This window comes from Nocardioides marmotae (genome assembly GCF_013177455.1).
GTDB classification, from domain to species: Bacteria; Actinomycetota; Actinomycetes; order Propionibacteriales; family Nocardioidaceae; genus Nocardioides; species Nocardioides marmotae.
Genome location: NZ_CP053660.1, coordinates 418642 through 438454 on the forward strand (window position 1 = coordinate 418642; position 19813 = coordinate 438454).

The window sequence follows — 19813 nt, forward strand, 5'->3', positions numbered from 1 at the left end:
AGCGGCGGCCCGGGGGCGCACCGTGGCGACCATGGCGACACCGGCGACCGACCCTCGGCTGCGGTCGGTGCCCGACCCGGTGGTCCGGGTGGCGGGCCTGCGCGTCGTGCGCGGCGGACGGGCCGTCCTCGACGGCCTCGACCTCGAGATCCGCACCGGGGTCACCGGCCTGCTCGGCCCGTCGGGGTGCGGCAAGTCGACGCTGCTGCGCTCGCTGGTCGGCGTCCAGCGGGTCGCCGGCGGCACCGTCGAGGTGCTCGGCCGGCCCGCCGGCCACCGCGACCTGCGGGCCCGGGTCGGCTACGTCACCCAGGCCGCCTCGGTCTACGACGACCTGACGGTCCAGGAGAACCTCCGCTTCTTCGCCCGGGTGCTCGGGGTCGGGGCAGACGCCGTCGACCGCGTGGTCGCGGCGGTCGGGCTGGAGAGCCACCGCGGAGACCCCGTGGGACGCCTCTCCGGAGGCGAGCGCAGCCGGGCGAGCCTGGCGGTCGCCCTGCTCCGGGCGCCGGACGTGTTGGTGCTCGACGAGCCGACGGTGGGGCTGGACCCGGTGCTGCGGCGCGACCTGTGGACGCTCTTCCACCGCCTGGCCGGCGCCGGCGCCGCGGTGCTCGTCTCCAGCCACGTCATGGACGAGGCCGAGCGCTGCGACCGGCTGCTGCTGATGCGCGAGGGCCGGATCATCGCCGACGACAGCCCGGCCGGGGTCAAGGCGCGAGTCGGCGCGAGCGACGTCGAGTCGGCCTTCCTCGCCCTGGTCGAGGGCGGCGCGGGGGAGTCGGCGTGAGCCCCCGGGTGACGCTCGCGGTCGCGGCCCGCGTGCTGACCCAGCTGCGCCGTGATCGCCGCACGCTGGCGATGCTGCTGGTGGTGCCGTGCGTGCTCATCGCGCTGCTGGCGTGGATGTACGCCGACGTCGGCTCCGCGACGTTCGACCGGGTCGGCCCGGCGCTGCTCGCGATCTTCCCGTTCGTCGTGATGTTCCTGGTCACGAGCGTGACGACCCTGCGGGAGCGGTCCAGCGGCACCCTCGAGCGGCTGCTGTCGATGCCCACCGGCCGGCTGGACCTCCTGCTCGGGTACGCGCTGGCCTTCGGGCTGGTCGCGGCGGTGCAGGCGGCGCTCGCGGTCGGGGTCAGCGTCGGCCTGCTCGACCTCGACGTGGTCGGCCCGGTCTGGCTGCTGGGCGTGGTCGCGGTGGCCGACGCGGTGCTCGGCACCGCCCTGGGGCTCTTCGTCAGCGCCTTCGCGCGCACCGAGTTCCAGGCCGTGCAGTTCATGCCGGCGCTGGTCGTGCCGCAGATCCTGCTGTGCGGGCTGTTCGTGCCCCGCGACCTGCTCCCCGACGTGCTGGGCGCGCTCAGCGACGTGCTGCCGCTGTCCTACGCCACCGACGCGATGCTCCACCTGACCACCTCCGCGACGACCGGCGCGGTCTGGCGCGACCTCGGCGTGGTCGTCGGCTTCGCGGTCGCCGGGCTCGCGCTCGGCGCGGTCACCCTGCGCCGGCGCACCCCCTGACCCGCCTCGGGCCGGGCGCGCTCCCCGCCGACGTACCCTCCAGACCATGTCCGTGCTCCGCCAGCCGCTCCTGCTGCTCTCCCGCAGCGACGCCGTCCGCAGCCTCGTCAGCACCCTGCCGGTCTCCAGCGGCATCGTGCACAGCTACGTGCCCGGCGAGACGACGCAGGCCGCCGTGGCCACCTCCGCGGACCTGGTCGACGGCGGGTTGAAGGTCACCTTGGACTTCCTCGGCGAGGACACCACCGACCTCGCCCAGGCCGACGCGACCGTCGAGGCCTACGTCGAGCTGCTCGCCCAGCTCTCCGCGCGCGGCCTGGCCCGGCACGCCGAGGTCTCGGTGAAGCTCTCGGCCATCGGCCAGGCGCTGGGCACCTCCGAGCTGGGCACCTCCGAGCTGGGCACCTCCGAGCGCAGCAGCGGCCACCAGGTGGCGCTGGAGAACGCCCGCCGGATCTGCCGCGCCGCGCGCAACGCCGGCACCACGGTCACCCTCGACATGGAGGACCACACCACCACCGACTCGACGCTGGCGATCCTGCGCGACCTGCGCAAGGACTTCCCCGAGACCGGCGCGGTGCTCCAGGCCTACCTGCACCGCACCGAGGCCGACTGCCGCGAGCTGGCCCACGAGGGCTCGCGGGTGCGGCTGTGCAAGGGCGCCTACGACGAGCCGGAGGAGGTCGCCTACCAGTCGCGGCTCGACGTCGACACCGCCTACGTCCGCTGCCTGAAGATCCTGCTCGCGGGCCAGGGCTACCCGATGATCGCCACCCACGACCCCCGCATGGTCGAGATCGCCTCCTCGCTGGCCACCCGCTACGGCCGCGAGCGCGGGACCTATGAGTTCCAGATGCTCTACGGCATCCGCCCCGAGGAGCAGCGCCGGCTGGCCGCCGCCGGCGAGGCGGTCCGGGTCTACCTGCCCTACGGCGAGCAGTGGTACGGCTACCTCATGCGCCGCCTCGCCGAGCGTCCGCAGAACCTGACATTCTTCCTCCGGTCACTGATCTCGAAGAGGTAGGAGCGAACCCGTGTCGCAGACCGCGATCATCGGCGCCGGCGTCATGGGCGAGACCCTGCTCTCCGGCCTGGTCCGAGCCGGTCGGCGGGTCGACGACCTGCTGGTGGGGGAGAAGCGCGCCGAGCGCGCCCGCGAGCTCGAGGAGCGGTACGGCGTCGCCGTGGTGCCCAACGTGGAGGCGGCGGCCGCCGCCGACACGGTCGTGCTGGTCGTCAAGCCCCAGGACATGGCCGACGTGCTGGCCGAGGTCGCGCCCGCCCTGCGCGCGGGGCAGCTGGTCGTCTCGCTCGCGGCCGGCATCACCACCGCCTTCATCGAGGCGCGGGTGCCCGAGGGCGTCGCGGTCGTCCGGGTCATGCCCAACACCCCGGCGCTCGTCGACGAGGGGATGGCCGCGGTCTCCCCGGGGTCGCACTGCTCCGAGGCCGACCTCGCCGAGGCCGAGTCGCTGATGGCCTCCGTCGGGCGGGTCGTGCGGATCCCCGAGCGGCAGCAGGACGCCGTCACCGCGATCAGCGGGTCGGGGCCGGCGTACATCTTCTTCGTGGTGGAGTCGATGATCGAGGCCGGCGTGCACCTCGGCCTGCCCCGCGCCACGGCCTCCGACCTGGTCATCCAGACCCTCGTCGGCTCGGCGAAGATGCTGCGCGAGACCGGCACGCACCCCACCGTCCTGCGCGAGCAGGTCACCTCCCCGGCCGGCACCACCGCCGCCGCGCTGCGCGAGCTGGAGATCCACAAGGTCCGTGCGGCGTTCCTCGCCGCGATGGAGGCCGCCCGCGACCGGTCGCGGGCACTCGCCGAGGGCTCCTGACCTCCTCGCCGGGGCCCGGGACGAGTACCGTCCCGCCCATGCCCACGTGCGAGGGACCCTCGACCGTCGTCTTCGACCAGGCCCTCGCGGAGTACGACTTCGGTCCCTCCCACCCGATGTCGCCGCTGCGCGTCGACCTGACGATGCGGCTGGCGACCGCGCTCGGCGTCGTCGGCCCGGGTGCGACCAGCGGCCTGCGCCTCGCCGCGGCCCCGGTCGCCAGCAACGACCTGATCGCCACCGTCCACGACCCGCGCCTGATCGAGGCCGTCGAGCGGGCCGGCCGCACGGTCGCGCCCGACGAGCGGCACGGCCTCGGCACCGACGACAACCCGGTCTTCCGCGACATGCACCGGGCCGCCGCCCACGTCGTCGGGGCGAGCGTCGAGGCCTTCCGCCAGGTCTGGGCGGGGGAGGTGCTCCACGCCGCGAACATCACCGGGGGGCTGCACCACGCGATGCCCGACCGGGCCGCGGGCTTCTGCATCTACAACGACGTGGCCGTCGGCATCAAGCACCTGCTCGACAACGGCGCCGAGCGCGTGGCGTACGTCGACATCGACGTGCACCACGGCGACGGCGTCGAGCGGGTCTTCTGGGACGACCCCCGGGTGCTCACCATCTCCCTGCACGAGACCGGCCAGATGCTCTTCCCGGGCACCGGCTTCGCCGAGGACGTCGGCGGCCGCGAGGCGCAGGGGTACGCCGTCAACCTCGCGCTGCCGCCGGGGACCTCCGACGCGGGCTGGCTGCGCGCCTTCCATGCGGTCGTCCCGCCGCTGCTGCGCGAGTTCGACCCGCAGGTGCTGGTGACCCAGCACGGCTGCGACTCCCACGCCCAGGACCCGCTCGCGCACCTGATGCTGAGCATCGACGGGCAGCGGGCGGCCTACCTCGCCCTGCACGACCTGGCCCACGAGGTCGCGGGCGGCCGGTGGGTGGTGACCGGTGGCGGCGGCTACGCGCTGGTCGAGGTCGTGCCGCGCGCCTGGACCCACCTGCTGGCCATCGTCGGCGGCGCCCCGCTCGACCCGGCGACCGAGACGCCCGGGGAGTGGCGCGAGCACGTCAAGGAGCGGCTGGAGCGGACCGCGCCGTCCCTGATGACCGACGGGCGCACGCCCGCCTACCGCGACTGGCGCGAGGGCTACGACCCCGACACCTGGCTGGACCGGGCCATCCACGCGACCCGGATGGCGACCTTTCCGCTGCACGGCCTGGACCCGATGCCGTAGGCAGTGCAAGCGGACACGCCGAAGTCCCAGAAGTTTCTTCAGGATTGCTCTTCCCCACCAGTCACACCTGCCCCTATTCTCACCGAAGCGCGCCCGTGTGATCACTGGTGGGGAAGCCGGTGGCGGGCGCAGAGAAAGCACGGTGTGCCATGGCTGCCAACCCGCCCGGAGACATCTCCGACGCGAAGTTCCTGACCGTCGCCGAGGTGGCGGCGATGATGCGGGTCTCGAAGATGACCGTCTACCGCCTCGTGCACAACGGCGACCTCGCCGCCGTGCGCGTGGGCCGCTCGTTCCGCGTCCGCGAGGAGGACGCCAACGAGTACATCCGGCGCAGCTTCTACGACGCCGGCTGACCCACCTGACCACCGCCGTCCCTGGGTCGTTCCTGGGGCCGGCGTCCACTCCGGACACCCGATTCTGCGCAGTTCGGTGCGCCGGATAGGCTGTCCCGGTCCCTCGGGCGACTCCCGGGGTGACGCACAGCTGTCGAAAGGTATCCCGTGGGTTCTGTCATCAAGAAGCGGCGCAAGCGCATGGCCAAGAAGAAGCACCGCAAGCTGCTGAAGAAGACGCGCGTCCAGCGTCGCAAGCTCGGCAAGTAGGCCTGCCCGCGGCGCAGTGGTGACCGGCGGCCGGGTCGTGCTCGTCACCGGGGTCTCACGAGACCTCGGTCGACGTTTCGCGCGCTCGCTCGCCGCCGAGCCCACCGTCGCCCGCGTCATCGGCGTCGACGTCGTCCCCCCGCGGGGGGACCTCGGCGACGTCTCGTTCGTGCGTGCCGACATCCGCAACCCGGTGATCGCCAAGGTGATCGCCAAGGAGGATGTCGACACCGTCGTCCACATGAGCGTCATCTCCACCCCCGCCAGTGCTGGCGGGCGGGGGACGATGAAGGAGCTCAACGTCATCGGGACGATGCAGCTCCTCGCGGCCTGCCAGAAGGCCCCGAGCCTGCGGCACCTCGTCGTGAAGTCGACGACGACGGTGTACGGCGCCAGCAACCGTGACCCGGCGATGTTCACCGAGGACATGGAGCCGCGCCGCGCCCCGCGGAGCGGCTACGCCAAGGACGTCGCGGAGATCGAGGGCTACGTCCGCGGCTTCGCCCGGCGCCGCTCGGACGTCCGGGTGACCCAGCTGCGCTGCGCGAACGTCATCGGGCCGCACGTCTCCAGCCCGATCACCTCCTACTTCCGGCTGCCGGTCATCCCCACCGTCGTGGGCTACGACCCGCGCCTGCAGTTCCTCCACGAGGACGACCTGCTCGCGGTGCTGCGCCACGCGACGGTCGAGGACGTCCCCGGCACCTACAACGTCGCCGGCGACGGCATCCTCATGCTCTCCCAGGCCGTACGCCGCCTGGGCCGGCCGAGCGTCGCGCTGCCCGCCCCGGCGGTCGGCGGCCTCGGGTCGGTGCTCCGGCGCGCGCGGGTCGCGGACTTCTCACCCGAGCAGCTCGCCTTCCTCACCTACGGGCGCGGGGTCGACACGACCCGGATGCGCTCGGTGCTGGGCTACGAGCCCGCCTACTCCACCGCGGAGGCGTTCGCCGACTTCGGGCGCTCCCTGCCCCCGACCGGCGGGCACGCCGACCGGGCCCTCGCCGCGGTCCAGCAGCAGCTCGACCGGGGGACCGCCCGGCCCCTGCCGGAGCCGCCGGCCTCGGTCGTGCCGACGAAGGGAGCCGACCATGGGTGATGCGGAGATCATCCCGATCGGCACGCGCGGGCGCCCCGGTCGCGGCACCGGCAAGCAGCCCTCGTCCGCCGCGCGCGACCTCGCCGCGGGCCGGCGCCCCCGCAAGCCCGCGCCGGCCGAGCCGACTGCGCCCGAGCCGACTGCGCCCGAGCCGGCCGCCCTGGACCGGCACCCGGTCGAGCCGGTCGAGCCCGGGCCCGCCCCGGCCCCTCGCGCGCCGGTGACCACCGAGGAGCGCGACGCCCGCGGCATCCCGGTCTCGGACTGGCTCGCCGCCTTCCAGCACGCCGCCCGCGAGGTCTTCGGCGACCAGTGGGAGCCCCAGCTCGCCCAGCTGCTCGCCTTCCTGCGCCGCCGGGTCACCGGCGACTACACCGTCGATGAGTACGGCTTCGACCAGGAGGTCGCCGAGCGGTTCTTCATGGCCGCCCTGCGCCCGGTCGCGGAGAAGTGGTTCCGCATCGAGGTCCGCGGGATCGAGAACGTCCCCGCCGACGGGGGAGCGCTCGTCGTCTCCAACCACTCCGGCACCGTCCCCGTCGACGGCCTGATGACGATGGTCTCCATCCACGACCACACCGGCCGGTTCCTGCGCCCCCTCGGCGCGGACCTCGTCTTCCGCACGCCCGTGCTCAGCACGCTGGCCCGCAAGGGCGGCGCGACCCTGGCCTGCAACGAGGACGCCGAGCGGATGCTCCGCGGCGGCGAGCTCGTCGGCGTGTGGCCGGAGGGCTTCAAGGGGATCGGCAAGCCCTACTCCGACCGCTACAAGCTCCAGCGCTTCGGCCGCGGCGGCTTCGTCTCCGCCGCGCTGCGGACCGGCGTGCCGATCGTGCCGCTCTCGGTGGTCGGCGCCGAGGAGATCTACCCGCTCGTGGGCAACGTGCCCGCCCTGGCGCGCCTGCTCGGCCTGCCCTACGTGCCGATCACGCCGCTCTTCCCCCTGCTCGGACCGCTCGGCCTGGTGCCGCTGCCGTCCAAGTGGCTGCTGGAGTTCGGCGAGCCCGTCCGCACCGACGAGTACGACGAGGGCGCCGCCGACGACCCGATGCTGGTCTTCAACGTCACCGACCAGGTGCGCGAGTCGATCCAGCAGACGCTGTACACGCTGCTCATGCAGCGCCAGTCCGTCTTCCGCTGATCTGGACGGGACGGGCGTGTCGCAACGGAGCTCCGCTCCGTGCCGCTTCGCGGCCGGCGCCACGCCGCCGTCCTGATTTGGACGGGACGGGCGTGTCGCAACGGAGCTCCGCTCCGTGCCGCTTCGCGGCCGGCGCCACGCCGCCGTCCTGAATCCCTCGGCCGGACCCTGAATCCCTCGGCCGTCCCCTGAGTCAGGGGGTCTTGGTGCCCTTCGGCGGCTGGAGGATGCTGTCGACCAGGTCGCCGACCCCGCCGAGGACGTCGTCGATGACCTCGGGCAGCGTCGTGGGCGTGGAGGTGTTCGCGCCGCCGCCGTTCGACCCGCCGTTGCCGCCCCCGCCGAGGAGGTTGCCGAGGACGCCGCCGATGGTGGACGGCTGACCCGCCGGCGAGGGCGAGGTGCCCTGGCCCGGGCCGTCGGTGGTCGGGGGCAGGGTCGGGATGTCGGTCGGCGCGCTCTGCCCGCCGGTGCCCTGGCCCGGCCGGACGTCGGAGGTCCGGCCCTCGCCCTTGCCGGGGCCCTTGCCCGAGCCGCGGCCCTCGCCGGGCCCGGCCGCCTGGATCGGCGGGGTCAGTGCGCCGACGAGCCCGCCGAGGACGTCCTCGACGGCCTGGACGGCGAACGGCGGGATGACCGAGATCCCCTCGCCGCCGCAGACGGTGCACAGCGCGGCCGCCTCGGCGTCGATCTGGGTGAGGAGCTGGGCGGCCTGGATGAGCGCGGGGCGGGCTCCGTCGGGCAGCAGGCTCTCGAGGCCCGCGAGGGCGTCCATGCTGTCGCCGGTGAAGTCGCGCAGCTCGGTGATCGCCGCGGCGTGGCCGTTCTCCTCGTAGTCCTTGATGAGCAGCTCGGAGGCGGCGCTGGCCTGGTCGGTGAACTCCACCAGCGTCGTGGCGATGGTCGTCTCGGTCGCCGACTCGCGCGCCTCGTCGGACTGGCTCAGCTGCTCGACCTCGCGCAGGCGGCCCTGGGCGTTGGCCAGCAGGTGGCTGCCCTTCTGGTTGTCGCTGACGCTGAAGCCGGTCTGGGCGTTCTCGATGGCCCGCTTGAGCGGGTAGAGGGTGTCGCCGGGCAGGGAGGTCTGGGCCGCGACCGCCATCGAGGTGGTCGCGCCGACGATCGCGAGGCCACCGACGGCGGCGGCGATCCGCCGGTCCCGCGCCGTACGACGCGGGGCGACCGTCAGCCGGCTCTCGATCTCGTCGCGGGCCCGGGCGGGGGCGGGCACGAGCGCCGTCGCGGCCTCGGCCATCAGCCGCTCGCGCAGGTCGGCGACGAAGGCCGGCCGCGCCTCGGCGGGCGGGGTCGAGCGCAGGGCGCCGACCAGCTCGACGAGCTCGACGGTCCGCGCGTCGTGCAGCTCGCGGGTCGCGGTGCCCTCGAGCAGGGAGTCGAACTCCTCAGCGCGTCGACGCGCCGCGAACACGGGGCTCATCGGATCAGTCCTGTCGTCTGGGTCGTGCCCGCGCCACCCTGCGCGGACACCCGACTCAACGACGGGTCGACGACGGAGGTTACGCGGTGCCGGAGGTCAGCCACGGAGGCCCTCCGGCATCAGCTTGGCCAGGTTGCGCACCCCGCGCAGCTGCAGCTGCTTGACGGCACCGTCGCTGCGGCCGAGCACCGCGGCGGTCTCCGCGATGCTCATCCCCTGCAGGAAGCGCATGACCAGGCAGTCGCGCTGCTCGTCGGGCAGCTCGGTGAGTGCCTTGAGCAGGATCTCGTTGGTCAGGCTCGCCAGCACCGCGGATTCCGGGCCCTCGGTGGTGTCGTCGTGCTGGCCCATGTCCTCGGTGGTCATCTCCAGGCGGGTTCGGCCGGCCTTGAAGTGATCGGTCGCGAGGTTGCGGGCGATGGTCATCAGCCAGGCGCCGAAGTCCTTGCCCTGCCAGCGGAAGTTCTGCATCGAGCGCAACGCGCGGAAGAAGGTCTCGGAGGTGAGGTCCTCGGCGAGCGGCGCGGAGCGGGTCCGGTAGAAGAGGAAGCGGTAGACCGATCCCTGGTAGTGGTCGTAGAGCAGCCCGAACGCCTCGGCGTCGCCGCCGCGGGCCAGCTCGACCAGGGCGATCAGCCGGGTGCGGTCGGCCTCGGACTCCTCCGAGGAGGTGGCCAGCGCGCCGTCGCCGTACGACGGGCCTCCTGACCCGCCCGGGCCACCGGGGACGGGCGCGCCCGGGCCGTCGCCGGCCAGCGCCTCGGTCCACAGCACGTGCCCGGCGGGGGTGAGCAGACGCGCGACCTCGCAGCGCAGGGCCTCCAGCCCGCGCGCGACACCCGCACCGTCCCACGGCATGTGGACAACCCCTCCCGGCCAACGGCTCCCCCGAGCCGCTGCCGATGGTAGGCCCGCTCGCCGCCCCGTGGGAACGAAACGGCCCAAGACAGGTCCAGACCATCGACACGCCGGCGACGCGGTCTTGTTACCGGACGGTCACCTGTTCCGCCCGCGCAGGGCGACCCCCGCGGCGACGGTGCCGGTGGCCGCGCCGGTGACCGCGCCGAGCACCAGGCCGGCGCGGGCCGCCTTGCGGCCGGTGCGGTAGTCGCGGACCCGCCAGCCCTGCTGGCGGGCGTGCCCGCGCAGCCGCCCGTCGGGGTTGATCGCGCACGGGTCGCCGACCAGCTCGAGCATCGGCAGGTCGTTGTAGGAGTCGGAGTACGCCGAGCAGCGGGCCAGGTCGAGGCCCTCCCGGGCGGCGAGCGCCTTGACCGCCTCGGCCTTCGCGGGCCCGTGGAGCATGTCGCCGACCAGCCGGCCGGTGTAGACGCCGTCGACGTGCTCGGCGACGGTGCCCATCGCGCCGGTCAGCCCGAGCCGACGGGCGATGATCTGCGCGATCTCGATCGGGGCGGCGGTCACCAGCCAGACCCGCTGGCCTTCGTCGAGGTGGAGCTGGGCCTGGGCGCGGGTGCCCGGCCAGATCCGGTGCGCCATCGCCTCCTCGAAGATCTCCTCGCCGAGGTCCTGGAGCTCCGCGACGGTGTGCCCGGCGATGAAGCCGAGCGCGGAGTTGCGTGCGTCGGCGACGTGGTCGGGGTCCTCGACGCCGGCGACGCGGAAGTAGGCCTGCTTCCAGGCCGCCCCGAGGATCTCGCGGCTGGAGAAGAACTTGCGCCGGTAGAGCCCGCGCGCGAGGTGGAAGATGCTGGCGCCCTGCATGACGGTGTTGTCGACGTCGAAGAACGCCGCGGCCGTCGGGTCGGCCGGCTGGTTCAGGGCCCGCTCGACCTCCGCCGCGGAGGCGGCCGCCTCGCCCGCGAGCGCGGAGCGCTGGCGCAGGTCCAGCGGGATCCGGGGGCGCTGCGGCGGGGTCACCCGGGTCAGCGTAGCCCCGCTGGGCGGTGCTCGCTCGGCCCCGCGCGGACCCGGACGGTGTGGAAGGATCGAGGCATGCCCGCCCCGTCCGTCCCGGCCGACCTGGCCGACCTGGTGGCCATCGCCGCGCGGGAGAACCCCGACAAGATCGCGGTCGTCGAGGCCGGCGGCCGCAGCGCGACCTGGGCCGGGCTGGAGGACGAGGTCGGGCGCGTCGCCACCGGGCTCTCCGCCGCCGGGATCGTCGCCGGGCACCGGGTGATGCTGGTGGTCGGCAACCGGCTGGAGTTCGTGACGACGTACCTCGCGGTGCTGCGCGCCCAGGCCGTCGCGGTCCCGGTCAACCCCGGTTCGACCCCCGCCGAGGTGGCACGGATGCTGGCCGACTGCGGGGCCCGGATGGTCCTCGCCGACCCCGACACCGTGACGACCGTCCGCGCGGCGGTCGCCGACCCGGCCGTGCCGGCCCCCGCGCCGCGGGTCGTCGTCGTGGGCGGCACCCTCCAGCCCGGCGAGCGCTCCTACGACGACCTGCGCGCCGACCGGGCGCGCCCCGTGCCGCCGCTCCAGGACCCCGACAAGCTCGCGGTGCTCCTCTACACCAGCGGTACGTCGGGGCTCCCGCGCGGCGCGATGCTCACCCATCGCGCGCTGCTGGCCAACATCGAGCAGGTCGCGTCGGTGAGCCCACGGATGATCCACGGCGACGACGTCGTGCTCGGCGTGCTCCCGCTGTTCCACGTGTACGGGCTCAACGCGGTCCTCGGCGGGGTGCTGCGGCACCGCGCCAAGCTCGTGCTCGTCGAGCGATTCGACCCCGAGGGCACCCTCGACCTGGTCGAGGACGAGGCCTGCAGCGTGCTGCCGGTCGCGCCCCCGGTCTTCGCCCACTGGAAGGGGATCGACGGCCTGGCCGAGCGGCTCGGCCCGGTCCGCCTCGTGCTGTCCGGCTCCGCGCCGCTGGCGCCCGAGGTGGTCGAGGAGTTCACCGACCTCACCGGCGTCCCGGTCCACCAGGGCTACGGGCTCACCGAGGCCGCCCCGGTCGTCACGAGCACGCTCTGCTCGACCGGCACGCCGGCGCGGGGCTCGGTCGGCGCGCCGCTGCCGGGCATCGAGGTCCGGCTCGTCGACGCCGCCGGCGGTGTCGTGGCGGGTGGCGACCCCGGCGAGATCCAGGTCCGCGGGGCGAACCTCTTCAGCGGCTACTGGCCCGACGGCGCCGACGGCCCGGGCGAGGACGGCTGGTGGGGCACCGGGGACGTCGGCATCCTCGACGAGGCCGGCGACCTCATGCTGGTCGACCGGGTCAAGGAGCTGGTCATCGTCTCCGGCTTCAACGTCTTCCCCGTCGAGGTCGAGGAGGTCCTCAAGGACGTCCCCGGCGTCCGCGATGCGGCGGTGATCGGCGTCCCCGACGAGACGACCGGCGAGGCCGTGGTCGCCTTCCTCGTCGCCGGACCGGGCGCCGACCCCGCGGCGGTGCGTGAGGCCGCGGTCGAGCGCTGCGCGGCGCTGCTGGCGGCGTACAAGCGTCCGGTCCGGCTCGAGGTCGTCGCCGAGCTGCCGCTGACCGTGACCGGCAAGGTGCAGAAGGGCCGGCTGCGCCAGCGCGAGCGGCGCCGGGCCACGGACCTGGTGGACTGAGCGGGGGAGTCGAGCGATGAGGAGGGCCGGTCGATGAGGCTGCGCCGTCGTAGCAGCGGGCCGCGGGTCACGCTGTACTCCAAGCCGGGCTGCCACCTGTGCGACGACGCCCGGGTCGTCGTCGAGCGGGTCTGCGCGGACCTCGGCGTCGGATGGGTCGAGGAGTCGATCCTCGAGGACCCCGAGCTGCTCGAGCGGTACGGCGAGGAGATCCCGGTGGTGCTCGTCGACGGTCGGCAGCACACGTTCTGGCGCGTGGACGAGGCGCGGCTGCGAGCGGCCCTCGGCGGCCGCTGACCCGCTCGCCGACCGGCCGGCACCCCCGTGCGTGTTGGCCTTCTCACATGTGCTAGGCCGCGTGGCCGGACGGTCGCCGTCGGAGTTTGTTCTCCCGTTCACAAACTCCTACAGTGGCGGAGCCGCTGAGCGAATCCGGGCCCGGCACGGCCCCCGCCGCGGCATGGCTGGGAAGAGCTGCACGTGACCGCACGGACTTCGACCGAGAGCGCTCGGGACATCCCCGAGGCCACGGTGGCGCGACTCCCCGTATACCACCGTGCGCTGACGGCGCTCTCGGAGGCCGGCACGAGCACCTGCTCGAGCGAGGCCCTCGCGGCTGCGGCCGGCGTCAACAGCGCGAAGCTGCGCAAGGACCTGTCCTACCTCGGGTCCTACGGCACGCGCGGCGTGGGGTACGACGTGGACTACCTGCGCTACCAGATCGCCCGCGAGATCGGGGTGACCCAGGACTGGCCGGTGGTGATCGTCGGCATCGGCAACCTCGGGCACGCGCTCGCCAACTACTCCGGCTTCAGCAGCCGCGGCTTCCGCACCGTCGCGCTGCTCGACGCCGACCCCAGCCGCCACGGCGAGGTGGTGGCCGGCATCAACGTCCGGCCCTTCGACGACCTCGAGTCGATCGTCGCCGAGCACGGCGTCGCCATCGGCGTCATCGCCACCCCGGCGGTCGCCGCGCAGGCCGTCGCCGACCGGATGGTGGCGTGCGGCGTCACCAGCATCCTGAACTTCGCGGCCGGCGTCCTCGCGGTGCCGGCCGGGGTCGACGTCCGCAAGGTCGACCTGTCCGTCGAGCTGCAGGTGCTCGCCTACCACGAGCAGCGCAAGGCCCAGGGAGAGCCCGCATGAGCGTCCTCGTCGTCGGGATCTCCCACAACACCGCGCCGGTGGCGCTGCTCGAGCGGCTCGCCATGTCGCGCGACGACGTGCCCAAGCTCGTCCACGACGCCTCGACGTGCGCCCACGTCAACGAGGCGACCGTGATCGCCACGTGCAACCGCCTCGAGCTCTACGCCGACGTCGAGCGCTTCCACGGCTCGGTCGAGGAGCTCTCCATGCTCCTGGTCGAGCGGGCCGGCGAGACGACCGCGGCGATGCTGCCGCACCTCTACGTCCACTACGACGACGGCGCGGTCTCCCACCTGTTCCAGGTGGCCGCCGGGCTGGACTCGATGGCGGTCGGCGAGGGGCAGATCCTCGGCCAGACCCGCGAGGCCCTGCGGATGGGCCAGGAGCTCGGCACCGTCGGCTCCGCCCTCAACGTGCTCTTCCAGCAGGCGCTGCGCGTCGGCAAGCGCTCGCGCGCCGAGACCGGCATCGACCGGGCCGCGCCCTCGCTCGTCACCGCCGCGCTCGAGCGGGTCGGCGGGGAGCCGGCCCAGGCCGGTGGCCCGACGGCGCTGCGGGCCTCGGTCGCCGGCAAGCGCGTCGTCGTCGTCGGCGCCGGCGCGATGGCCGGTCTCGCGACCGCGACCGTCGCGCGGCTCGGCGCGGCGGACATCGTGGTCGCCAACCGCTCCGCCGAGCGCGCCCAGCGCCTCGCGGAGGAGCACGGCGCCCGCCCCGTGGTGCTCGCCGACCTCGAGGCCGAGCTGGCCGAGGCCGACCTGGTCGTGACCTGCGCCGGTGCCACCGGCGTGCTCGTCACCGCAGACATGGTCGCCTCCCGGCCGGTGCAGAAGCCGATCTCCTTCGTCGACCTCGCCCTCCCGCACGACGTCGACCCCGCGGTCGCCGACCTGCCGGGCGTGACCCTGGTCGACCTCGCGTCGCTGGCCGAGGCGCTGCACGCCTCCGAGGCCGGCCGCGAGGTGCTCGAGGTGCGGCGCATCGTGACCGAGGAGGTCGGCGCGTTCCTCGCCGCCCGCCGCAGCGCGAGCGTCACCCCGACCGTCGTCGCCCTGCGCTCGATGGCCACCTCGGTCGTCGACGCGGAGATGACCCGCCTCGACCACCGGCTCCCCGACCTCGACCCCGCCGTGCGCACCGAGGTGCTGCACGCGGTGCGGCGGGTGGCCGACAAGCTGCTCCACGAGCCGACCGTGCGGGTCAAGGAGCTGGCCAACGAGGCCGGCGCGGTGTCGTACGCCGCCGCGCTCGCCGAGCTCTTCGCCCTCGACCCCGAGGCCGTCACCGCCGTCACCCGTCCGGAGGGTCTCTCGTGAGCGCCCCGATCCGCGTCGGCACCCGCGCGTCGCTGCTGGCGACCACGCAGAGCGGCCACGTCGCCGACATGATCCGCGCGCGGCTCGGCCGCGAGGTGGAGCTCGTCGAGGTCCGCACCGACGGCGACCGCACCCAGGCCTCCGGCATCCCGCTCGCGGAGTCCGGCGGGGTCGGGGTCTTCGTCGCCGCGCTGCGTGACGCGCTGCTCGCCGGCGAGGTCGACGTGGCGGTGCACTCCCTCAAGGACATCCCGACCTACCCGACCCCCGGCATCACGCTGGCCGCGGTCCCGGCCCGCGAGGACCCCCGCGACGTCGTGGTCGCCCGCGACGGGCTGACCCTCGGCGAGCTGCCGGTGGGCTCCCGCGTCGGCACCGGCTCGCCCCGGCGGGTCGCCCAGCTGCACGCCCTCGGCCTCGGTCTCGACCTGGCCGGGGTGCGCGGCAACGTCGACACCCGGATCGGCAAGGTCCGCTCCGGGGAGTACGACGCCGTCGTCCTCGCCCGCGCCGGGCTGGCCCGGATCGGGCGGCTCGACGAGGTGACCGAGGTGCTCGACCCGCTCCAGGTGCTCCCGGCCCCCGGGCAGGGCGCCCTCGCGATCGAGTGCCGCAGCGACGACCCGCTGCTCGCGGGCCTCGTCGCGCTGGAGGACCCGGCGACCCGTGCGGCCGTCGATGCAGAACGTGCCGTCCTCGCGACCCTCGAGGGCGGGTGCACCGCCCCGATCGGTGCGCTCGCGGAGGTCGTCGAGGGCGAGGACGGCGAAGAGCTGTGGGTCAGAGCCGTGGCGCTCTCCCCCGACGGGGCGCTCTCGGTGCGGATGTCCGCATCGGGATCGCCCACCGACGCGGTCGGCGTCGGCACCCGGCTCGGCGGCGAGATGCTCGCCGACGGAGCCGGGGACCTCGACCAGCACGACCAGCAGGACCAGCCACAACTCGAGCCAGAACAGGTGCGCAACGCATGACCCGAGGCAAGACCACCCCCGTCACCACCACCCCCGGCTGGGTGTCGTTCGTCGGCAGCGGCCCGGGTGACCCGGACCTGCTCACCGTGCGTGCCGCGGAGCTGCTCCGCCAAGCCGAGGTCGTGGTGACCGAGGCGCCCGAGCACGTCTCCCTCGTCCGCACCGTCCTCGGCCTGCCCGAGCCGGTGGAGGGCGTCGAGCCCGACCCCGAGCAGCAGGTCGGCCCGGAGATCGTCGACGGCGGCTTCGGCGAGGACGGCCAGCCGCTGACCCACGCCGCCCGCGCGAAGGTCATCGTCAAGCAGGCCAAGCGCGGCCTGCGCGTGGTCCGGCTGATGACCGGCGACCCGTTCATCTACGCCTCCGGGCCCGAGGAGGCCCAGGCCTGCGCCAAGGCCTGCATCGGCTTCGAGATCGTCCCGGGCGTCTCCTCGGTCAGCGCGGTCCCGGCGTACGCCGGCATCCCGCTCACCACCAAGGACCACCGCGAGGTCGCGGTCGTGACCTGCGGGGAGAAGGTCGACTGGGCGCAGTACGCCGACGACCGCACGCTCGTGCTGCTCTCGGCCGTCGGCCAGATCGGCGAGATCTCCAAGGCGCTCGTGGCCGCGGGCCGCAGCCCGCAGACGCCGGTCGCGATGACCCGCGTCGGCACCACCACGGGGCAGTCCACGGTCTGCTCCACGCTGGCCGACATCGCCGCCGACGCCCGCGCCGCGCGGATGGCGCCGCCGGCGATCATCGTCGTCGGCCAGGTCGTCGACCTGCGCGAGACGCTGTCGTGGTTCGAGACCAAGCCGCTCTTCGGCTGGCGCGTGCTCGTCCCGCGCACCAAGGACCAGGCCGGCGTGCTGTCGACCCGGCTCCGCGGCTACGGCGCGGTGCCCGAGGAGGTCCCGACCATCTCGGTCGAGCCGCCGCGCAACCCGCTGCAGATGGACAAGGCCGTCCGCGGCCTCGTCGAGGGCCGCTACGAGTGGATCGCCTTCACCTCGGTCAACGCGGTCAAGGCGGTGCGCGAGAAGTTCGAGGAGTACGGCCTCGACGCGCGTGCCTTCTCCGGGCTCAAGATCGCCGCGGTCGGCGACAAGACCGCCCAGGCCATCGCCGCCTGGGGCCTGCGCGCCGACCTGGTGCCGACCGGTGAGCAGTCCGCCGCCGGCCTGCTCGAGGTGTGGCCGGAGTACGACGAGGTGCTCGACCCGATCAACCGGGTCTTCCTGCCCCGCGCCGACATCGCCACCGAGAACCTCGTCGCCGGCCTGGTCGACCTCGGCTGGGAGTGCGACGACGTCACGGCGTACCGGACCGTCCGCGCCACCCCGCCGCCGGCCCCGGTGCGCGACGCGATCAAGACCGGCAAGTTCGACGCGGTCGTCTTCACCTCCTCGTCGACCGTGCGCAACCTCGTCGGCATCGCCGGCAAGCCGCACCCGTCGACGGTCATCGCGGTCATCGGCCCGCAGACGGCCAAGACGGCCGAGGAGCACGGCCTGCGGGTCGACGTGATGGCGCCCAAGCCCGACGTCGAGGTGCTCGTCGACGCGCTGGCCGACTTCGGTGCCGCGCGGCGCCAGTCGATGGTCGACGCCGGCCAGCCGGTCACCCGCCCGTCCGAGCGCAAGCCGGCCGCCCGGCGTACCAAGGCCTCCTCGCGGTGACCGACGCCGCCGAGGGGCTCGCCCCGGGCCTGCGACCCGTCGTCCGCCCGCGGCGCCTGCGCACGACGCCGGCGCTGCGGCGGATGGTCGCGGAGACCTCGCTCGAGGCGCGGCAGCTGGTGCTGCCGCTCTTCGTGCGCGAGGGGCTCGAGGAGCCGGTGCCGATCTCCTCGATGCCCGGGGTGGTGCAGCACTCGCGCTCCTCGCTGCTCGCGGCGGTCGCCGAGGCGGCCGAGCTCGGGCTCGGCGGGGTGATGCTCTTCGGCATCCCGGAGACCAAGGACGCCACCGGCTCGGGCGCCGTCGACCCCGGCGGCGTGCTGAACCTGGCGATCACCGACGTGGTCGCCGAGGTCGGCGACGCGCTGACGGTGATGAGCGACCTGTGCCTCGATGAGTTCACCGACCACGGGCACTGCGGCGTGCTCACCCCCGACGGCCGGGTCGACAACGACCGGACGTTGGAGCGGTACGCCGAGATGGCGCTCGCCCAGGCCGACGCCGGCGTCGACATGGTCGGCCCGAGCGGGATGATGGACGGGCAGGTCGCCGTCGTCCGCGCCGCCCTGGATGGCGCCGACCACACCGACGTCTCGGTGCTGGCCTACTCCGCCAAGTACGCCTCGGCCTTCTTCGGCCCCTTCCGCGAGGCCGTCGACTCCTCCCTCGTCGGGGACCGCCGGACCTACCAGCAGGACCCCGCCAACGGCACCGAGGGCGTCCGCGAGGCGCTGCTCGACGTCGCGCAGGGCGCGGACCTGGTCATGGTGAAGCCGGCGCTGTCCTACCTCGACGTCGTCCGTCGCGTGCGCGACGCCGTCGACGTCCCCGTCGCCGCCTACAACGTCTCCGGTGAGTACGCCATGCTCGAGGCCGCCGCCGCCCAGGGCTGGATCGACCGCGAGCCGGCCATCCTCGAGGCGCTCACCTCGATCCGCCGCGCCGGCGCCGACATCGTGCTGACCTACTGGGCCGCCGAGGCCGCCCGCCTGCTGCGTTCCTGATCGTCGGGCCAGCCCCGACCCCGGTCAGGGGGCGGGGCGGGGCCCGGTGAGCGCGTCGGCCAGGTCGACGTCGACCACCTCGTGGTGGTCGACGTGCGGGTCCTTCTCGACCAGCAGGTCGTCGTCGCCGGGGTAGAAGACCGCGACGTGCGGCTCCGCGCCGGCGAAGCGTCGTACCGCGTCCATGGACTCCCAGAACGACAGGGTGACCACCTCGACGAGGCCGTCGTCCAATGCCCGCCGCAGGACGACGGCGCCGAGGTTGCCGGGCGTCGAGCGGTACTCCCGGATCCCGGTCCGGGACTGGTGGGCGAGGTACGCCTCGGCGTCCTCGGCGCGGACCGCGCCACGCCACCGTCGCAGGATCATCCCGAGCTCCCTCGCTGCTCCTCGCCCCCGAGTCGGGGTGGGATCCACGGAACCACGGCCGACCCGGCCCTGTCGACCAACGGTGCGGCATGACGTCGTCCCGCGGATCGGCACCTGCCCCGCCATCCGGGTGGGCCGAGCGCCCGCGATCGCCGTCGTCTCTGGCGCACACTGAGTGGGTGAACGGACCAGGAAGCCTCGCTGGCGCCAGTCCCGCTGAGCACGCCTTCCCGCCCAGTGGTCTGCCCAGGAAGAACCACTTCCTCCGGGGTGACTTCGTCGAGTACTTCGCCGATGCCACCGATCGCTCCAGCGCCGGTGACATCCCTTCGGGGACCCCTGGCATCGTGCTCTCCCTCACCGACGCGGTCGCCGTCGACGTTGCTTGGGCGACCCGCGCGGGCGGCATCGTCTTCGACGCGATCTACGACCAGGACCACCTGGGGCGGCTGACCGCCGACGAGTTCGACCGCCGGCTCCACGAGGTGAGGACCGGGGATCGGCAGCCCGGCCCTTCCGACGTGGATGGACTCGGGCACGAGATCCAGGACTTCCCCGAGGCCGTCCTCGTGCACGATCGAGTGGACCCGCCGACGGGCGGCCCGCCGACACCGTGACGGGTATCGCGTCGCCGGTGGGCGTGGTTGGACCCGCGCGGCTGGCGCGAGCTGGCGGAGGAGACCGGCATCGCGGGCGACGACCTCGTCTCCCTGGGGTCCCACGTCGTGCCGTGCGCGGTCCACGGGGAGGACCACGTCGACCTCTTCGTCACGCAGATGCAGCTGACCGATGGGGACATCGACTGTCGCGAGGGTCGGCAGATCGTGTTCGTCGAGCCGGAGGCGATCACCGACCTCGACCTGACCGACATGACGCGGGCGCTGCTGGAGACCGTGCTGTCCGCTCGGCCTGGATGAGCGAGCGGCGGCACACGCAGCCGG

Annotated in this window: 22 protein-coding genes; 18 read left to right on the forward strand and 4 right to left on the reverse strand. The window is 74.0% G+C overall.

Features of this window, described 5'->3' with window-relative positions; all coding sequences use genetic code 11:
- Positions 1-31 precede the first annotated feature (31 nt).
- The 9 genes from HPC71_RS01920 (at position 32) to HPC71_RS01960 (ending at position 7439) form a co-directional block, all read left to right on the forward strand.
- Complete coding sequence (locus HPC71_RS01920) at positions 32-790, forward strand: ABC transporter ATP-binding protein (protein ID WP_154613489.1); 759 nt, start codon at positions 32-34, stop codon at positions 788-790.
- Complete coding sequence (locus HPC71_RS01925) at positions 787-1524, forward strand: ABC transporter permease (RefSeq protein ID WP_171896004.1); 738 nt, start codon at positions 787-789, stop codon at positions 1522-1524. Before HPC71_RS01920 ends, HPC71_RS01925 begins: the two co-directional genes overlap by 4 nt.
- Before the next feature lie 46 nt (positions 1525-1570).
- Positions 1571-2548, forward strand: a complete 978-nt coding sequence (locus HPC71_RS01930) for a proline dehydrogenase family protein (protein ID WP_154612900.1) — start codon at positions 1571-1573, stop codon at positions 2546-2548.
- Positions 2549-2558: 10 nt separating this feature from the next.
- On the forward strand, positions 2559-3362 hold the full coding sequence (gene proC / locus HPC71_RS01935) for a pyrroline-5-carboxylate reductase (protein WP_171896005.1): 804 nt from the start codon (positions 2559-2561) through the stop codon (positions 3360-3362).
- Between the two features lie 38 nt (positions 3363-3400).
- Positions 3401-4597, forward strand: a complete 1197-nt coding sequence (locus HPC71_RS01940) for an acetoin utilization protein AcuC (RefSeq protein ID WP_154612901.1) — start codon at positions 3401-3403, stop codon at positions 4595-4597.
- Positions 4598-4746: 149 nt separating this feature from the next.
- The gene (locus HPC71_RS01945) at positions 4747-4953 is read left to right on the forward strand and encodes a helix-turn-helix domain-containing protein (protein WP_154612902.1); all 207 of its coding nucleotides are present in this window, start codon (positions 4747-4749) and stop codon (positions 4951-4953) included.
- Between the two features lie 147 nt (positions 4954-5100).
- A complete protein-coding gene (locus HPC71_RS01950) occupies positions 5101-5202 on the forward strand; it encodes a 30S ribosomal protein bS22 (RefSeq protein ID WP_008356322.1) in 102 nt (33 codons plus the stop codon).
- Positions 5203-5218: 16 nt separating this feature from the next.
- Positions 5219-6298, forward strand: a complete 1080-nt coding sequence (locus tag HPC71_RS01955; RefSeq protein WP_216656511.1) for an NAD-dependent epimerase/dehydratase family protein — start codon at positions 5219-5221, stop codon at positions 6296-6298.
- Complete coding sequence (locus HPC71_RS01960) at positions 6291-7439, forward strand: lysophospholipid acyltransferase family protein (protein ID WP_154612903.1); 1149 nt, start codon at positions 6291-6293, stop codon at positions 7437-7439. The genes HPC71_RS01955 and HPC71_RS01960 overlap by 8 nt, the downstream gene beginning before the upstream one ends.
- 193 nt (positions 7440-7632) lie before the next feature.
- Here HPC71_RS01960 and HPC71_RS01965 read toward each other — a convergent pair whose 3' ends face one another.
- The 3 genes from HPC71_RS01965 to HPC71_RS01975 all read right to left on the reverse strand — a co-directional run bounded on the left by HPC71_RS01965 (position 7633) and on the right by HPC71_RS01975 (position 10758).
- The gene (locus HPC71_RS01965; RefSeq protein WP_154612904.1) at positions 7633-8877 is read right to left on the reverse strand and encodes a DUF5667 domain-containing protein; all 1245 of its coding nucleotides are present in this window, start codon (positions 8875-8877) and stop codon (positions 7633-7635) included.
- Between the two features lie 96 nt (positions 8878-8973).
- Positions 8974-9735, reverse strand: coding sequence for a sigma-70 family RNA polymerase sigma factor (locus tag HPC71_RS01970; RefSeq protein WP_154612905.1), 762 nt, complete (start codon positions 9733-9735; stop codon positions 8974-8976).
- A 138-nt stretch (positions 9736-9873) separates the two neighbouring features.
- Positions 9874-10758: an HAD family hydrolase gene (locus tag HPC71_RS01975; protein WP_216656512.1), complete on the reverse strand. Its 885-nt coding sequence runs from the start codon at positions 10756-10758 to the stop codon at positions 9874-9876.
- A 75-nt stretch (positions 10759-10833) separates the two neighbouring features.
- Between HPC71_RS01975 and HPC71_RS01980 the strand changes: the two genes are divergently transcribed.
- From HPC71_RS01980 to hemB, 7 genes are all read left to right on the forward strand, one after another.
- The gene (locus tag HPC71_RS01980) at positions 10834-12405 is read left to right on the forward strand and encodes a class I adenylate-forming enzyme family protein (RefSeq protein ID WP_154612906.1); all 1572 of its coding nucleotides are present in this window, start codon (positions 10834-10836) and stop codon (positions 12403-12405) included.
- Between the two features lie 33 nt (positions 12406-12438).
- Positions 12439-12702 carry a glutaredoxin family protein gene (locus tag HPC71_RS01985; RefSeq protein ID WP_154612907.1) on the forward strand — a complete coding sequence of 88 codons (264 nt, stop codon included), beginning with the start codon at positions 12439-12441 and terminating at the stop codon, positions 12700-12702.
- A 183-nt stretch (positions 12703-12885) separates the two neighbouring features.
- On the forward strand, positions 12886-13551 hold the full coding sequence (locus HPC71_RS01990) for a redox-sensing transcriptional repressor Rex (RefSeq protein ID WP_171896006.1): 666 nt from the start codon (positions 12886-12888) through the stop codon (positions 13549-13551).
- Positions 13548-14867 (forward strand): glutamyl-tRNA reductase, encoded by a 1320-nt coding sequence (locus HPC71_RS01995; RefSeq protein ID WP_154612909.1) that lies wholly within the window; start codon positions 13548-13550, stop codon positions 14865-14867. The genes HPC71_RS01990 and HPC71_RS01995 overlap by 4 nt, the downstream gene beginning before the upstream one ends.
- A complete protein-coding gene (gene hemC / locus HPC71_RS02000) occupies positions 14864-15838 on the forward strand; it encodes a hydroxymethylbilane synthase (protein ID WP_171896007.1) in 975 nt (324 codons plus the stop codon). The genes HPC71_RS01995 and hemC overlap by 4 nt, the downstream gene beginning before the upstream one ends.
- Complete coding sequence (locus HPC71_RS02005) at positions 15835-17499, forward strand: bifunctional uroporphyrinogen-III C-methyltransferase/uroporphyrinogen-III synthase (RefSeq protein ID WP_154612910.1); 1665 nt, start codon at positions 15835-15837, stop codon at positions 17497-17499. Before hemC ends, HPC71_RS02005 begins: the two co-directional genes overlap by 4 nt.
- The gene (hemB, locus tag HPC71_RS02010; RefSeq protein ID WP_284438251.1) at positions 17496-18503 is read left to right on the forward strand and encodes a porphobilinogen synthase; all 1008 of its coding nucleotides are present in this window, start codon (positions 17496-17498) and stop codon (positions 18501-18503) included. Before HPC71_RS02005 ends, hemB begins: the two co-directional genes overlap by 4 nt.
- 24 nt (positions 18504-18527) lie before the next feature.
- Here hemB and HPC71_RS02015 read toward each other — a convergent pair whose 3' ends face one another.
- The gene (locus HPC71_RS02015) at positions 18528-18872 is read right to left on the reverse strand and encodes an antibiotic biosynthesis monooxygenase (RefSeq protein WP_154612911.1); all 345 of its coding nucleotides are present in this window, start codon (positions 18870-18872) and stop codon (positions 18528-18530) included.
- Between the two features lie 179 nt (positions 18873-19051).
- Here HPC71_RS02015 and HPC71_RS02020 point away from each other — a divergent pair, with 179 nt between their 5' ends.
- On the forward strand, positions 19052-19489 hold the full coding sequence (locus HPC71_RS02020) for a hypothetical protein (protein WP_154612912.1): 438 nt from the start codon (positions 19052-19054) through the stop codon (positions 19487-19489).
- A gap of 27 nt (positions 19490-19516) precedes the next feature.
- The gene (locus tag HPC71_RS02025; RefSeq protein WP_154612913.1) at positions 19517-19789 is read left to right on the forward strand and encodes an NUDIX hydrolase; all 273 of its coding nucleotides are present in this window, start codon (positions 19517-19519) and stop codon (positions 19787-19789) included.
- Positions 19790-19813 lie beyond the last annotated feature (24 nt).

Bases quoted from the DNA above. Each gene is read 5' to 3' on its own strand.
- HPC71_RS01920 (WP_154613489.1), top strand. From the start codon at position 32: ATGGCGACACCGGCGACCGACCCTCGGCTGCGGTCGGTGCCCGACCCG.
- HPC71_RS01930 (WP_154612900.1), top strand. From the start codon at position 1,571: ATGTCCGTGCTCCGCCAGCCGCTCCTGCTGCTCTCCCGCAGCGACGCC.
- HPC71_RS01940 (WP_154612901.1), top strand. From the start codon at position 3,401: ATGCCCACGTGCGAGGGACCCTCGACCGTCGTCTTCGACCAGGCCCTC.
- HPC71_RS01945 (WP_154612902.1), top strand. From the start codon at position 4,747: ATGGCTGCCAACCCGCCCGGAGACATCTCCGACGCGAAGTTCCTGACC.
- HPC71_RS01960 (WP_154612903.1), top strand. From the start codon at position 6,291: ATGGGTGATGCGGAGATCATCCCGATCGGCACGCGCGGGCGCCCCGGT.
- HPC71_RS01965 (WP_154612904.1), bottom strand. From the start codon at position 8,877: ATGAGCCCCGTGTTCGCGGCGCGTCGACGCGCTGAGGAGTTCGACTCC.
- HPC71_RS01970 (WP_154612905.1), bottom strand. From the start codon at position 9,735: ATGCCGTGGGACGGTGCGGGTGTCGCGCGCGGGCTGGAGGCCCTGCGC.
- HPC71_RS01980 (WP_154612906.1), top strand. From the start codon at position 10,834: ATGCCCGCCCCGTCCGTCCCGGCCGACCTGGCCGACCTGGTGGCCATC.
- HPC71_RS01985 (WP_154612907.1), top strand. From the start codon at position 12,439: ATGAGGCTGCGCCGTCGTAGCAGCGGGCCGCGGGTCACGCTGTACTCC.
- HPC71_RS01995 (WP_154612909.1), top strand. From the start codon at position 13,548: ATGAGCGTCCTCGTCGTCGGGATCTCCCACAACACCGCGCCGGTGGCG.
- HPC71_RS02005 (WP_154612910.1), top strand. From the start codon at position 15,835: ATGACCCGAGGCAAGACCACCCCCGTCACCACCACCCCCGGCTGGGTG.
- HPC71_RS02015 (WP_154612911.1), bottom strand. From the start codon at position 18,872: ATGATCCTGCGACGGTGGCGTGGCGCGGTCCGCGCCGAGGACGCCGAG.